The organism is Rosistilla oblonga, assembly GCF_007751715.1.
In the GTDB taxonomy this organism is placed as follows: domain Bacteria; phylum Planctomycetota; class Planctomycetia; order Pirellulales; family Pirellulaceae; genus Rosistilla; species Rosistilla oblonga.
In genome coordinates, this window is the sequence record NZ_CP036292.1 from 1421175 (window position 1) to 1435425 (window position 14251).

Here is a 14251-nt window from a genome sequence, read left to right on the forward strand (position 1 = left end):
CCCGCGCTGGAGTCGAGGCTTCAGCCGAACGATGCGCACCGTCGGCTGAAGCCTCGACTCCAACGCACCGCGGGACATTACGCCTGCGTCCGGAAGAACGTATCGCGGCGGCCGCCGTTGCCTTCGACGAAGCGGATTTTTGCGAAACATTGCGGGCAGCGTCCCTCGTAAAACGCTCCGCCTTTGCGATCGCGATAGGCCCGCACGTAGATGTTGCAGCAAGAGAAGACCACGCCCAAAAACGGTTTGGCTTTGCTGTCGCCGCCGCGACTGGCCGAACCGTTGGGATCACTCGTTAGATCAAGCTGTTCAGAAGGCTCCATCCTGGCAACCCTGCTAGCAATACAAGGAAACGTCACGCATCGACTCAGCCGTCTATTTCGGCCGACGGCTATCTATCGATTAACCGCGATTTCGATCCGCTGCAATACTTCTTCGCGTCCCAGAATTGCTAGCGTTTCAAACATCCCAAATCCGACAGCCTGACCGGTCGTGGCAACTCGCAACGCGTGGATGATCTGACCGATCTTGATCCCCTTGGCCTCGACAAACGCCTTCACGGCGACTTCGGTTCCGGCGACGCTGAAGTCGTCGGCTTTACCGAGTTCAACGGCCAGGTCTTTCAGCAGCCCCACCGCCTCTTCGGGCTTGCGGATTCGTTTTTCGAAATCCTTCTCGACGTAGGTCAGTCGATCGGCCGGGATGAAACAGAATTCGTAATCGATGATGTCGCCGGCAACTTTCAAGCGATCGCCAACCGCCGCCACGATCTGCCGCACGCGCGACCGCGTCGCGTCGTCGGCTTCCGCAACCCAGCCCGCTTTGACAAGGAACGGCAACGCCATTTCGACCTTCCGATCAACGTCGAAGTCGGCCATGTGATCGGCTTCGAAAGCCAACAGCTTCTGCGGATCGAAACTGGCCGGACTCTTATTGACCCGAGCCAAAGTGAAGTGCTTGATCATCTCTTCGCGCGTGAACCGTTCGGTCGAACCGTCCAGCGACCATCCCAGCAGCATCAGATAGTTCAAGATCGCATCGGGCAGGAAACCGATCTCGCGATAGAAGTCGACGATCACGGGATTAAACGTGTTGGCATCGGTATCCATCCCGATCCGGTCGGCGATCCGTTTGCCGTAATCGGTTAGCGCCGCGAAGTCGCGTTGCTTCAGATATTTGTCCAGCTTCCGTTTGCTCAGCTTCGCCGATCCGCCCGGTTCGGCTACGTAAGGCAGGTGCGCGAACTGTGGCAGTTCGAACCCAAGCGACTCGGCGATGAAGATCTGCCGCGGCGTGTTAGGCAGGTGCTCGGCGGCGCGAACGACGTGAGTGATCTCAAAATCGTGGTCGTCGACGACGGTCGCCAAGTGATACAGGCACGAACCATCGGCTCGTTGGATCACGTGGTCCTGTTCGGCGGCCCAGTCGACGCGGACTTCGCCACGGACCAGGTCGTCGATTTGGCAAACTCCCTCGCGAGGCATCTTCAACCGCACCACGCCGGCTCGCCCTTCGGATTCGAACGCCGCCGCTTGCTCATCGGTTTCCGCCATCCAACGTCGGTCGTAGACGAATGCGCCCCCCGCTTTCTCGGCCGCCTCACGCTGCTGCTGCAGCTCTTCCGGCTTGGCAAAGTCGCGGTAGGCATGCCCCGATTTCAGCAATTGGTCGACAGCTTCGCGATGGCGATCGGCTCGCTGCGACTGATAATAGGGAGCGTGCGGCCCGTCGACTTCGGGGCCTTCGTCCCAGTCCATTCCCAACCAGCGGAAGCCATCCAAAATCGGCTGCAACGCTTCTTCGACGTTCCGCTGTTGATCGGTGTCGTCGATCCGCAAGATGAACTGGCCTCCCGCCTGCCGTGCGAGCAGCCAATTGAACAGCGCCGTGCGAACGCCGCCGATGTGAAGGTAACCTGTCGGACTGGGGGCAAAGCGAGTGCGGATCATAGAACTGGGGTGTCGATGGAAACGAGAATCAAAAGCGAACGTCAAATAACATTAAGATGGTGAAGCGAAGCTCACGCCGCTGGGCGTTGCCACGACCACCGGCATCGGCGTCGATTCCACGCCGATTCGCCCCATTAGCCTGATCGATTGGGCGAAGATCCGCTAGTCCACCCAGCGTCCCGCGGCCGATCGAACCAACGTCTCACATCGAGATCCTCGGAGAATCACGTCCCATGGCCGAAAACAAAACTCAGCCGACCGACGCCAGCGTCGACGATTTTATCGCAGCGATCGACAACTCGCGACGGCGGGCGGACGCTTTGACAGCTTTGGCGATCTACAAGGAAATCACTCGCCTGCCAGCGGTGATGTGGGGGCCGTCGATCATTGGGTTCGGAACATATCACTACGTTTACGCGACGGGGCGCGAAGGGGACATGCCAGCGGCCGCCTTCTCGCCACGCAAGTCGAACATGACCTTCTACGTCAGCGACACCTTCGACGGTGCCGATTCGCTGTACCAACGACTGGGGAAACACAAGCGATCGGTCGCCTGTCTGTACATCAACAAGCTCGACGACGTCGACTTGGAGGTCCTACGCGAGATCATCGCCCGGCAATACCCCCACGGATACGCCTGCTGATGCAGGCTGGAGACGAATGCCCCGCGCTGGAGTCGAGGCTTCAGCCGATCGATCTCGTCGTTTAACCGCGTGCCCAGCGGGCCGCGCGTTACGAGAAGCTGGCCCCACGAATTGGCAAGACAAGCCGCAAACTGCGCGGGGCGTTGCCCACGCGGTTAAACGATGCGCTCTGCACCGTAGTCGCGTGTCGTTTAACCGCGTGCCCAGCGGGCCGCGCGTTACGAGAAGCTGGCCCCACGAATTGGCGAGACAAGCCGCAAAACGCGCGGGGCGTTGCCCGCGCGGTTAAACTATGCGCTCTGCACCGTGGTCGCGTTTTCGTTTCACCGCGTGCCCAGCGGGCCGCGCTTCCTGGGCGGCGATCACGCAACTATCGACGATGATCGCGCGGGGCGTTGCCCACGCGGTTAAACGAAGCGGTGAAGTATAAAAACTACTTCTTTGCGTACTGGCGCAGCGGCTTGGGCAGCGGGAAGGAGACCTTTTCCTCGCGGACGGTTTTCAGTTCGACTTCGGCGGCAAAGTTCTCTTCGAGCCACTGGATCGTGGCGTTGACGACCGATTCGGGAGCGCTGGCACCGGCGGTGACCAAGACGGTCCAATCGGCTTGGAACTGGTCGACCGAAAGGTCTTCGGGACCGTCGATCAAGAAGGCGGGGCGATCGGGCGATTCGGCCAGCTCGCGCAGGCGTTGGCTGTTGCTACTGTTCTGGCTCCCCAGCACGATCACCGCGTCGGCGTCGTCGCTCAACAATCGCACTGCCTCCTGGCGGTTCTGCGTCGCGTAGCAGATGTCGTCTTTGGGGGGGCCCTTGAGTTCGGGGAAGCGAGCCTTCAAGCGGTTGATGATCCGCGTCGCGTCGTCGACACTCAAGGTGGTCTGCGTCAGATAAGCCAGCTTCGATTCGTCCGACACGTCCAACTTGTCGACATCCTCTTCGGTTTCGACAAGGATGATCGCCTCGGGAGCTTCCCCCATCGTGCCGATCACCTCGTCGTGCCCATCGTGCCCGATCAAGAAGATGGTGTAGCCCTGCTTGGCGTATCGGATCGCTTCCAGATGGACCTTGGTCACCAGCGGGCAGGTGGCGTCGATCGCCGTCAAGTTCCGCTGTTTCGCAAGTTCACGCGTCGCGGGAGCGACGCCGTGAGCGGAGAAGAGGACGGTGGCCCCTTCGGGAACGTCGGTCAATTCGTTGACAAAGACGGCCCCTTTGGAACGGAAGGTGCGGACGACGTATTGGTTGTGGACGATCTCGTGATAGACATAGACCGGCGGCCCCATCGCTTCCAACGCGATCTCCAGGCTCTCGACCGCCATGTTGACGCCCGCACAGAACCCACGCGGCGCGGCAAGGTGAATTTTCATAGTAGAATCGTCTTTATCCCAAGGTCATCAATTTCGTCGAAGTTCCGCTACCGATAGGATAACCGGACAACGATTTTCTGCCTAACGCCCTTTTCGCGTTCTCCTTAGGCGAAGTCGTCGTTGATTTGCAGCCGGCCGCCGCAGTCGCGGCCACCACCGATTCGCTCCGTCGCAGTCCCCCTTCATATTAAATAGGTCCTCGCCATGCCAGCCTATCGTGTCGAGCGTTCGATCCTGATCGATGCGGACGCTGAAACCGTGTTCGATACCGTCGCCGATTTCAGCACCTGGAGCACCTGGTCCCCCTGGTTGGTGATCGCCCACGAAGCTGTCGTGACCGTGACCGATGACCCCAAGAGCGTCGGATCGATCTATCGCTGGAGCGGCGAATTCGTCGGCCGGGGGGAGATCGAACACCGCCAATTGGATCGACCTCGCAAAATCGTCGACACGCTGCGATTCGAAAAGCCGTTCAAATCGACGTCGCAGGTCGAATTCAGCGTGCAAAGTGAAGCTGGCCAGACGCGACTCTCCTGGGCGATGGATGGCACCCTCCCCTGGTTCCTGTTCTGGATGCGACGCAACATGGAGACCTTTATAGGCATGGATTACCAGCGCGGACTCAAAATGCTCCGCGAATACATCCAGACCGGCCGCGTGTTGTCCAAGAGCACCGTCGAGGGGATCGAAAAAATTCCGCCGCGCCGCGTGATCGGGCTCCGCGAGTCATGCCAGTTGGCCGAGATCGGCCCGGTGATGGAGAAGACCTTCGCCCGCGTTGGGGAAGAGTTCTCGCGACGCAATCTGCCGTTGGACGGGGAGATGTTGAGCGTCTACCACCCCAGCGACATGATGCGTGGCCAGTTCGAATTCACTTGCGGATTTGTCGTCGATCCAAGCGTCCCACTGCCGGCGGGGCTCGTCGAGTGCTCGATCCCGGCAGCCAAGGCGTTGCACATCAAGCATGTCGGCAGTTACGAAAACCTAGGCAATGCGTGGAGTGGTGCTCACCAGTTTGCCAATTACCGAAAACGTAAACTCGCGAAGACCGAGACGCTGGAGATCTACCGCAACACGCCGGAGGATACGGCCGACGAAGACCTTGTCACCGACATCTATCTGCCGCTGCGATAGCTTTCAGTTTTTAAACCGCCAACGGGCAACCGATTTTTGCGAGCCGACCGCCGCCCCCCGGGCCAAGATCCGATCCCCGCGTGCGAATCCCTTTGGGGACGCCGCGTTTAAGTAACCACAACGATTCCTGGTCGGGTCCAAAAAACGAAGTTGGCCACCCAGTGCAAATCTGCGATTCGATGTAAGGTATCAACTAGGCACGCGATAGCAGCTTGTCGGTTTAATCACAACGAGCTTCCTTGCATTAGCCGTTTGGGCGTTAGCCCCGGTTTAGTGGCAGCGGAACTGGGGCTAACGCCCAAACGGCTGATTAAACCGACAAGCCGCTAGCGTCCGGTTCTCCCGTAAGAAAAAACACCTAACGAGCGAAGTCCCATGTCCGACGATGTCACTCCCGAAAACGAACCGGCTGCCACCGATGCGACCACCCCGCCGGCACGCAAGCCGGTGATCCTGGTCGCGCTGACGCTGTTGTTCGCCGCCTTCACGATCGGCGGTCGCTACTTCATCATCGAACTGGAAGACTTGGCTGGCATCAGCATGGATGTGCTGAACGTGATCACCTTGTTCGGCACCGGGGCGTTGTTGCTGGGATGGGCTGGCTGGGCGTTGCTGTTGAGCGGTTGGAACTGGCCGCAGCGGATCGCGGTGGCGGGGCTGTTGATCGGACTTCCGCTCGGATTTCTGAGTCTGTTTCGCCCGGTCGGCGGCGGCGATATCAATTTCCTGAGGTTTGAACCGGTCTGGACCGAGCGAGCTCAACCGGCGGCGCTGGCCGACGACGCCGCGGTTGTGACCGTCGATCTGAAAACCGAAACGCCGGCCGATTTCGCTCAGTTCCTGGGACGCGAGCAGACCGGCAGCGTCGACGCTCAGATCGATCCCGAAAAATTCGCCGACAGCCCAATCCTTTGGAAGCAAACGATCGGCCTCGGTTGGCCGGGCTTCGTCGCTCGCAATGGCTTTGCCGTCACGATGGAACAGCGTGGCGTCAACGAATGCGTCAGCTGTTATAAGATCGACGATGGCACGCTGGTCTGGTTGTACGAACATCCGGCCCGGCACCGCGACGCGATGAACCTCGGACATGTCGGTCCGCGGTCGACACCCGTCATCCACGACGGCCGGGTTTACGCCGTCGGTGCGGTCGGCAACTTCGTCTGCTTGGACGGCGCCGATGGAACGCCGCTGTGGCAGGTGGATCTGAACGAACTGCTGGATATCGAGCTGGCGGAAACGACCGACAACGATGGACTGACGGTTCAATACGAAGAGAACACGTCGCTGGCGTGGGGCCGCAGCAATTCTCCGTTGATCGTCGACGACAGCGTGATCATCGCCGGTGGTGGGCCGCGCGATGGAGACAAAGCGACGTTGATGGCCTTCGATCTGCAGACGGGCGAACTGAAGTGGCGCGGCGGCGACGAGATGATCGCTTACGGATCGCCCACGATCGCAACGGTCTCTGGCATCCGACAGATCCTGATGACCGCGGAGAGCCAGGCGATGGGATTCAATCCCGAAACCGGCGACGTGTTATGGACGTTCGAACGCAGCGGCGACAGCGACGGCGGCGCGAACACCTCGCAGTTGTCGGTCGTGTCGGAGACTGACGTGATGACGACTAAAGGCTATCCCGGCGGCGGTGGCGAACGGATCCGATTGAACGTCGACGGCGACAAGATCACGCCCGAATCGGTCTGGTATAACGCCAGCGTTCTGAAAACAAAACTGACCAGCCCCGTGATCTACGACGGCCACGCATACTCGCTTTCCAACGGGTTTATGGAATCGACCGACCTCAGCGACGGAACGCGAAACTGGAAACAGCGCGGCCGGTTTGGGCACGGTCAGATCCTGTTGGTCGGCGACAAGATCTTGATCCACAGCGAATCGGGGACGCTGCATTTGATCGACGCTTCGCCCGAAGAGTATCACGAATACGGCGAGATCAAAACGATCGACGGCATCTGCTGGAACACGCTTTGTCTGTACGGATCGAAGCTGTTGGTCCGCAGCGATTTGGAAGCCGCTTGCATCGACCTGCCGATGTTGAGTCAGCCCGCTGCGGATCCCGTAGCCTCGGAAAATCCCGAGCCCTAGGCACAGCGGCCCAAAGGTTGGAATTGCCCCGCATTTGCACTACGCTCATCCAGTGAAATCCGCATCGTGCCCTCCCCGAAAAACTCGCTGAAGGCTCGTTTCTCGACCCTCCCAGCTCCGCCGGGCGGGTGAAGTTGCCAGTCGAACGCCCCCGTCCGCCGCAGACAACACCCTTCCGGGCTGTGACCTGAAACCCTCCATGCCTTCCCCCGCCAGCCCGCTCGAAAATTCGCACGCCGCGCCGCCAAGCCTCGCTGAAAGCCAAGCCTACTGCCGACGTTATGCTCGCGCGCGACGGGAGAACTTTGTCGTCGCCAGTTGCTGTCTGCCGCGCGATCTCCGCCAGGACTTCTACAACCTCTACACCTACTGTCGCACCGCGGACGATCTCGCCGACGAGATCGCTTCGCCAGCCGAGAGTCTTTACCTGTTGGATCTTTGGCAACAGCAGCTTGATTGCTGTTACGACGGTCAACCGACGCACATCGCTTTTGTGGCGTTACAATCGACGATCGAGCGTTTTTCGATTCCGCAGAAACCTTTCCTGGATCTATTGGCTGCCTTTCGCCGCGACCAAGACCAATCGCGATACGCGACGCAGGAGGAACTGGCGGACTACTGCCGCTATTCGGCCAACCCGGTCGGGCATCTGATCCTGCACTTGGCGGAGGCGTTCGATCCGTCGCGGGCGCTACTGTCCGATTCGATCTGCACCGGTTTGCAGTTAACCAACCATTGGCAGGACGTTGGCGAGGACTTTCACCGCGGGCGAGTCTATCTGCCGCAAGACCGCTGCGAGGCGTGGGGCGTTACCGATGCGATGCTCGCCGCGCCGACAGCCTCTGCGGAATTGAAGTCGCTCGTTTCCGAACAGGTCGAAATCGCAAGCCGCTTGTTTGACGATGGCCGCCCGCTACTGAAACAAGTTCCCCGCTGGCTGCGGTTGGATTTGGAGTTGATCCTTGCGGGCGGCGAAGCGGCGCTGCAAGCGATCCGCGACGCCGATTTTGATATCCTGGGCAAACGGTGCAAAGTGCCGTTGAAGACGCGGCTCGCCTGGGTCGCGCGTACCGCTTGGCTGCAGTGGTCTGCCCGATGAACAACTCTCCCGCTTCGATCGCCGCCAGCTATGCCGTAGCCGCTCGCGTGGCTCGGCAAGCAGCCAGCAGCTTCTATCCTTCGTTCTGGCTGCTACCGCGAGCCAAGCGACAAGCGATGTGCGCGTTCTACGCTTTTGCTCGACTGACCGACGACGCCGCCGATGCGGCGGGGGAGATCGCCGACAAGCGACGCTGGCTGGAGGATTGGAGGCGGTTGATCGAGTCAACCGTCGCGGAGGATCAGCTCCCGCAAGCGTTTCCCACACATTCTGCGGATGCTGAATCGCTGCAGCGGTCCGAGCAGGCAATGCAGATCCTGCCCGCGTTGCAGCACGCGCAGCAACGCTACGCGATCGCTCCGACGCTGCTGCTCGAAATCATCGACGGCGCGCTCGCCGACCAGCAGGACCGATCGATCACAACGCAACAAGATCTGGACACTTACTGCTACCAAGTTGCATCGACTGTTGGGCTGGTCTGTCTGCAGATTTGGGAGTTTCAAGGGGAAGCAACTCGGCAGGCGGCGATCGATTGTGGCAAAGCGTTCCAGTTAACGAACATCTTGCGCGACGTCCGCGAAGACCTGCAGCGTGGGCGATGTTATCTGCCGCAGTCCGATCTGCAGCGGTTTGGCGTCGATCCGCAGCGGCCCGCCGACGAACAACAGGCAGCTTGGGAAGAATTGCTGAGGTATTACGGTGACCGCGCCGAGTCGTATTACCAGCAGGGTTGGCTCGCTTGGGATGGCATCCATCCCGACGGGCGACCGATGTTCAGCATGATGTGGCACAGCTATCACGCGTTGTTAAAGAAGATCCGCCAGCAACCGCTGCAGGTTTTGCAGCGACGTGTGCGACTGACGTGGCGGCAGAAAATGAACATCGCCGCCAGCCACTTTGTCCCTGGCTATCCGCGGCGACTTGCCGCCGTGTCGCCTCGCCGCGATGAAGAGGCTTGATCGATGGAGACGTCACCGCCGCGCATCGCGATCGTCGGAGGAGGATTGGCCGGGATGGCCGCTGCGCTGGGGCTATCGCAGGCCGGATTGAAGGTGACGCTAATCGAAGCTCGCAGCAAAACCGGCGGCCGCGCTGGTTCCTTCATCGATCCGACCACGGGGACGGAGATCGATTATTGCCAACACGTCGGCATGGGCTGCTGCACGAACCTGCTGGACCTTTTAAAGCGGACCGGTCAGCTGGACGATTGGCGGCGTTATCGATCACTGACGTTCATCGGTCCGGCGGGAGAAGTCTGTCCGTTTGCGGGATCGCGTTGGTTGCCCGCTCCGCTGCATTTGATGGAGGCGTTTTCGGGTTTAAGCTACCTGTCGCAAGACCTTCGCAAAACGATCGCTCAGGGAATTTGGAAGCTGATGCGTCTGCGTCCGGAAGACCAAGCGAACTGGCCGACGATGCAGGATTGGTTGACCGCTGCGGGGCAATCCGAAGCGGCGATTCGAGAATTTTGGGACGTGATTCTGGTCAGCGCCCTCGGGGAGGCGACCGATCGCGTCGCTGTCGCTCCGGCGCGGAAGGTCCTGGTCGACGGCTTCCTTTCGCACCGTGATGCCGGCGACGTCTGGGTGCCTCAGTTGCCTCTTTCGGTCTTGTTTGGTCAACGCTTGCCCGACGACTTAACCCGGCGTGGCGTCGAGATCCGATTGTCGGCGCGGGCAACCGGGATCGAGAGTCACGGCGGACGCGCGACCGGCGTGCGGTTGAGCGATGGCTCGACGATCGCCGCCGATTATCTGTTGATCGCGACGCCGTGGCATCAATTGCAAAATGTATTGGGGGACGCCAGCGATGCGGTCGACGATGGCGAATCGATCGCATCGATCCCCGCCTCGCCGATCACGGGGATCCATTTGTGGTGCGACCGGCCGCTGACCGATGCGGATCACTTAGTTTTTGTCGGCCGCACGATCCAGTGGCTGTTCCGCCCCACGTTTGCTGGGGATCAACCGGGCCGCATTTATCATCAAATCGTGATCAGTGGATCGCGCGACTTACCGCCGCGGCAACAGTTGTTGGACGAAGTCATCGCCGAACTTCGCGAATTGCTACCCGCAGCCCGCGAGGCAAACGTTGTCGATTCGCGGATCGTGACCGATCCCAAATCGGTCTACTCGGTTTCGCTGGCGACTGAAAAACGTCGGCCCGCCGCGACAACACGGTTACCCAACTTGTGGCTCGCTGGCGACTGGACCGCCACCGGTTGGCCCGCGACGATGGAATCGGCCGTGATCAGCGGCTATCGCGCGGCCGACCAGATCGCAGACAACTTGGGGCGGCGGAGCGGGAATGAGCAGCCGGCGCTGGCGAAATCATGGCTCGCCCGGTTGTTGATTCGTTAGGTGCAGTGGCTGTAAGAAAACGCGGGGCGTTGCCCGCGCGGTTAAACTATGCGCTCTGCACGTGGTCGCGACTTCGTTTAACCGCGTGCCCAGCGGGCCGCGCGTCTTGGGCGGCGATCGCGTAACTATCGTCTGCGGTCGCGCGGGGCGTTGCCGCCGCGGTTGAACTATGCGCTCTGCACGTGGGCGCGCCTTCGTTTAACCGCGTGCCCAGCGGGCCGCGCGTCCTGGGCGGCGATCGCGTAGCTATCGACTGCGGTCGCGCGGGGCGTTGCCGCCGCGGTTAAACTATGCGCTTCGTAGCGTGGTATTGATTGGGGCGCGGGGCTTTCGCCAACTCTTGGCATTCCAACGTCGATACAATGAACCCCTGAATACTTCGTCGCGAAAAAAACATTCGCTGATTAGTTCCCCATTAAACCGAGCGGATTGGCTGCAGTGGGGCTTAGTGTGCCGGTGAGTTGGCTGTAGCGGGTTGCATTGCGGCGTTCGTTTGCTTTGCCCCCTCGACGCCCACTCAATCTGAGGTAAATTTTGGAGCAAACGCAACGGCCTCGCAACTGCGGGGTAGCAGTCGATTTCGTTGCGTCGCTCGCAATCCCCCTCCCCACAAGATCGCTTCACGGCGGCGTGCTACCCCAGCACGTAGACAACTGAGACAAAGGAAGTCAGCAATGAACGCAGGCATTGTATGGTTGGTTTGTTTTGCATCGGCTATCGCGGCCCTCGTTTGGGCGCGGCGGTTTTATACCGCGATGATGGAGGCCGATGAAGGAACTGATCTGATGCGAGAAATCGCAGAGAGTGTTCGCCAAGGGGCTGACGCCTATCTGAAGCAACAGTACCGCTGGGTCACGATCGTCTTTATTGTTGTCGCGGCGCTGTTGTCCGTGGCGGCATACGGCTTCGGATTGCAGAGCGGATTTGTGCCGATCGCGTTTGTCACCGGCGGCTTCTTCTCCGGGCTGTGCGGTTGGTTTGGGATGAAGACGGCGACGCAGGCGAGCAGCCGGACCGCCGCCGCAGCTCGCCACTCCCTGGACCAAGGCTTGCAGATCGCCTTTCGCAGCGGTGCGGTGATGGGGCTGACCGTCGTCGGGATGGGACTGATCTACATCACCGTCTGGTTTGCGATCCTGTATTGGATCTGCCCGATGCTGGGGCATCCACTGTCGCTGCAACAGATCTCGATCGCGATGCTCAGCTTCGGGATGGGAGCCAGTGCGCAAGCGCTGTTCGCTCGCGTCGGCGGCGGGATCTTTACCAAAGCTGCCGATGTCGGAGCCGACCTTGTGGGCAAAGTCGAATCGGACATGCGAGAGGATTCGCCGCAGAATCCAGCCACGATCGCCGATAACGTCGGCGACAACGTCGGCGACGTCGCAGGGATGGGAGCCGATCTGTACGAATCGTATTGCGGTTCGATCCTGGCAGCGTCGGCGTTGGGCGTGGCTGCGATGAGCAATCCGGCGCTGATGCCCGAAGGCGTCTCGGTCGAATCGGCCCAGTTAGACGCAATGTTGTTGCCGATGGCGATCTCCGGCGTTGGGATCCTGCTGTCGATCGCTGGCATCTATCGCGTTCGGACCGGCGAAAACACTTCGCAGACACAACTGCTGCACGCGTTGGCTCGCGGTATCAATTTTTCAGCCGCCTTGGTCGTCGTCGCGGCGGTGTTGGTCAGTCTGTGGCTGATGCCTCGTATTCCCGGCACCATGCTGTGGGGCGTGTTGCCCGGCGTGGCGGTCAGCATCATCGTGGGCCTGGGAGCCGGATGGTTGATCGGCAAGTGGACCGAATACGCGACAAGCGACGAAGAACAACCGACGCGAAAGCTGGCCGAACAAGCCGAGACCGGGCCGGCGACGCTGATCATCTGCGGCATCGCCGACGGCATGATGAGCGTTTGGGTGCCGGTGATCATCGTCTGCGCTGCGACGCTGGCCGCGTACGGTTTCGCCTGCGGCGGTCACTTCAACAACTTTCAATACTTCCCGCTGGGCCTGTACGGCGTTGGCATCGCCGCGGTCGGGATGCTCAGCACGCTCGGGATCACGCTGGCGACCGACGCCTACGGACCGATCGCCGATAATGCTGGCGGCAACGCGGAGATGGCGGGGCTGGAAGAAACCGTTCGCCAGCGAACCGACGCGCTGGACAGCTTGGGCAACACGACGGCGGCGACAGGTAAAGGCTTTGCGATTGGTTCGGCAGCGTTAACGGCGTTGGCGTTGTTGGCAGCGTATGTCGAAGGAGTCCGCGACGGCTTCGATCGCTGGGCGACGGCGGAGGTGGTGCAGATCGATGAAGATGGTCTTTATAAGATCGCACCGTCGTTTGCACTCGAAAAGGCGGGCGAGGAAGTCACCCCGTTTCTGTTGATGCCAACCACCTCGCTCGATCCGACGTCGTTGGACGGCTGGAATGCGATCGACACGTCGGCGGGGCCGGCGCGGATCGACGCGGCGGTAGTCTCGCAAATCGAAAACGGTGTCCCTCTGCTCGCGTCGACTCAGGAAAACCTGATCTCCACGCGAACCGCGACGATCCGCGACTTCATGCGTTATTACGACGGGTCGCTGATGAATCCGCGCGTCCTGGTTGGGATGTTCATGGGGGCGATGGCGACGTTCCTGTTCTGTGCGATGACGATGAAAGCTGTCGGCCGCGCCGCGCAAGGAATGGTCTTGGAGGTCCGCCGTCAATTAAAGGAGAACCCGGGAATCAGGACCGGCGAAGTCAAACCCGACTACGAACGCCCGGTGGCAATCAGCACCAAAGCGGCTCAGCGCGAGATGGTGTTGCCAAGTCTGATCGGGCTGTTGCTGCCGATTGCGATCGGGTTGGTGCTTGGCGTCGGCGGCGTGATCGGTTTGTTGGCGGGATGTTTGACTAGCGGCTTCTGCCTGGCGATCTTCATGTCCAACGCGGGCGGATCTTGGGATAATGCCAAGAAATACATCGAGAGCGGTGCGCATGGCGGCAAGGGGAGCGAGGCGCACAAAGCGGCCGTTGTCGGCGATACCGTCGGCGATCCGTTCAAAGATACCAGCGGCCCTAGCCTGAACATCCTGATCAAATTGATGAGCATGGTCAGCGTCGTCGTCGCCGGCCTCGTCGTCCGCTTCAGCCTGGTCGCAATGGGCATTCTGTAGCCCCGCGGGGCTCACCGCCCTCTTTCTCGCGTTTGCAACAACGCACGGGCATAACAAACATCGAGAAGTCCGCCACACGATTCCTGGAACCGTGTGACAGTCGGACTTCTCGATATCTCATTCGCCGACCACTCTGCAATGGTTGTTACGGTTATGCAGCGGCCTGTGCCGATCACTGGCATAGAAAAGCTTTGCGTTGGCGGTTCGTTTAGTTAGAATCGCAGGAGCGACGTACAGTTTGTACTCGATCGATCACCAACACGATGTGGTATCCGCGCGTCGCCGGAGCCGGTGGCGTCGGCGGTTTCCGATGTTGTTGGTGTTGGTCCCGATGCGCCGGATCTTCTCGTCCAACGGCTGAGCTCTGAAAGCTCTCGCTATGGAATTGAAGTCTTTCGCAGCGGTACTTCGATCGGTTGGCTACATGGTGGGCGTGTG

General features: G+C 60.4%; 10 protein-coding genes. 7 read left to right on the plus strand and 3 right to left on the minus strand.

Annotation, left to right across the window (positions count from 1 at the left end; translation table 11 throughout):
• Positions 1 to 77: 77 nt before the first annotated feature.
• On the minus strand, positions 78 to 323 hold the full coding sequence (locus CA51_RS05035) for a hypothetical protein (protein WP_145118371.1): 246 nt from the start codon (positions 321 to 323) through the stop codon (positions 78 to 80).
• Positions 324 to 395: 72 nt separating this feature from the next.
• The gene (gltX, locus tag CA51_RS05040) at positions 396 to 1949 is read right to left on the minus strand and encodes a glutamate--tRNA ligase (protein WP_145118373.1); all 1554 of its coding nucleotides are present in this window, start codon (positions 1947 to 1949) and stop codon (positions 396 to 398) included.
• 233 nt (positions 1950 to 2182) lie between these two features.
• On the opposite strand from gltX, the gene CA51_RS05045 reads away from it, so the two are divergent.
• Positions 2183 to 2593 (plus strand): DUF1801 domain-containing protein, encoded by a 411-nt coding sequence (locus CA51_RS05045; protein ID WP_145118375.1) that lies wholly within the window; start codon positions 2183 to 2185, stop codon positions 2591 to 2593.
• Between the two features lie 433 nt (positions 2594 to 3026).
• On the opposite strand, the gene ispH is transcribed toward CA51_RS05045, so the two are convergent.
• Complete coding sequence (gene ispH / locus CA51_RS05050; protein WP_145118377.1) at positions 3027 to 3962, minus strand: 4-hydroxy-3-methylbut-2-enyl diphosphate reductase; 936 nt, start codon at positions 3960 to 3962, stop codon at positions 3027 to 3029.
• A gap of 204 nt (positions 3963 to 4166) precedes the next feature.
• On the opposite strand from ispH, the gene CA51_RS05055 reads away from it, so the two are divergent.
• From CA51_RS05055 to CA51_RS05080, 6 genes are all read left to right on the plus strand, one after another.
• Positions 4167 to 5096 (plus strand): SRPBCC family protein, encoded by a 930-nt coding sequence (locus CA51_RS05055; protein ID WP_145118379.1) that lies wholly within the window; start codon positions 4167 to 4169, stop codon positions 5094 to 5096.
• A 375-nt stretch (positions 5097 to 5471) separates the two neighbouring features.
• Positions 5472 to 7199, plus strand: a complete 1728-nt coding sequence (locus CA51_RS05060; RefSeq protein ID WP_145118381.1) for an outer membrane protein assembly factor BamB family protein — start codon at positions 5472 to 5474, stop codon at positions 7197 to 7199.
• 199 nt (positions 7200 to 7398) lie between these two features.
• Positions 7399 to 8298 (plus strand): squalene synthase HpnC, encoded by a 900-nt coding sequence (gene hpnC, locus CA51_RS05065; RefSeq protein ID WP_145118383.1) that lies wholly within the window; start codon positions 7399 to 7401, stop codon positions 8296 to 8298.
• Positions 8295 to 9257: a phytoene/squalene synthase family protein gene (locus CA51_RS05070; RefSeq protein ID WP_145118385.1), complete on the plus strand. Its 963-nt coding sequence runs from the start codon at positions 8295 to 8297 to the stop codon at positions 9255 to 9257. The genes hpnC and CA51_RS05070 overlap by 4 nt, the downstream gene beginning before the upstream one ends.
• Positions 9258 to 9260: 3 nt before the next feature.
• The gene (hpnE, locus tag CA51_RS05075; protein ID WP_145118387.1) at positions 9261 to 10658 is read left to right on the plus strand and encodes a hydroxysqualene dehydroxylase HpnE; all 1398 of its coding nucleotides are present in this window, start codon (positions 9261 to 9263) and stop codon (positions 10656 to 10658) included.
• A gap of 674 nt (positions 10659 to 11332) precedes the next feature.
• Entirely contained in the window at positions 11333 to 13813 is a 2481-nt protein-coding gene (locus CA51_RS05080; protein ID WP_145118389.1) for a sodium-translocating pyrophosphatase, read from the plus strand.
• Positions 13814 to 14251: the final 438 nt, after the last annotated feature.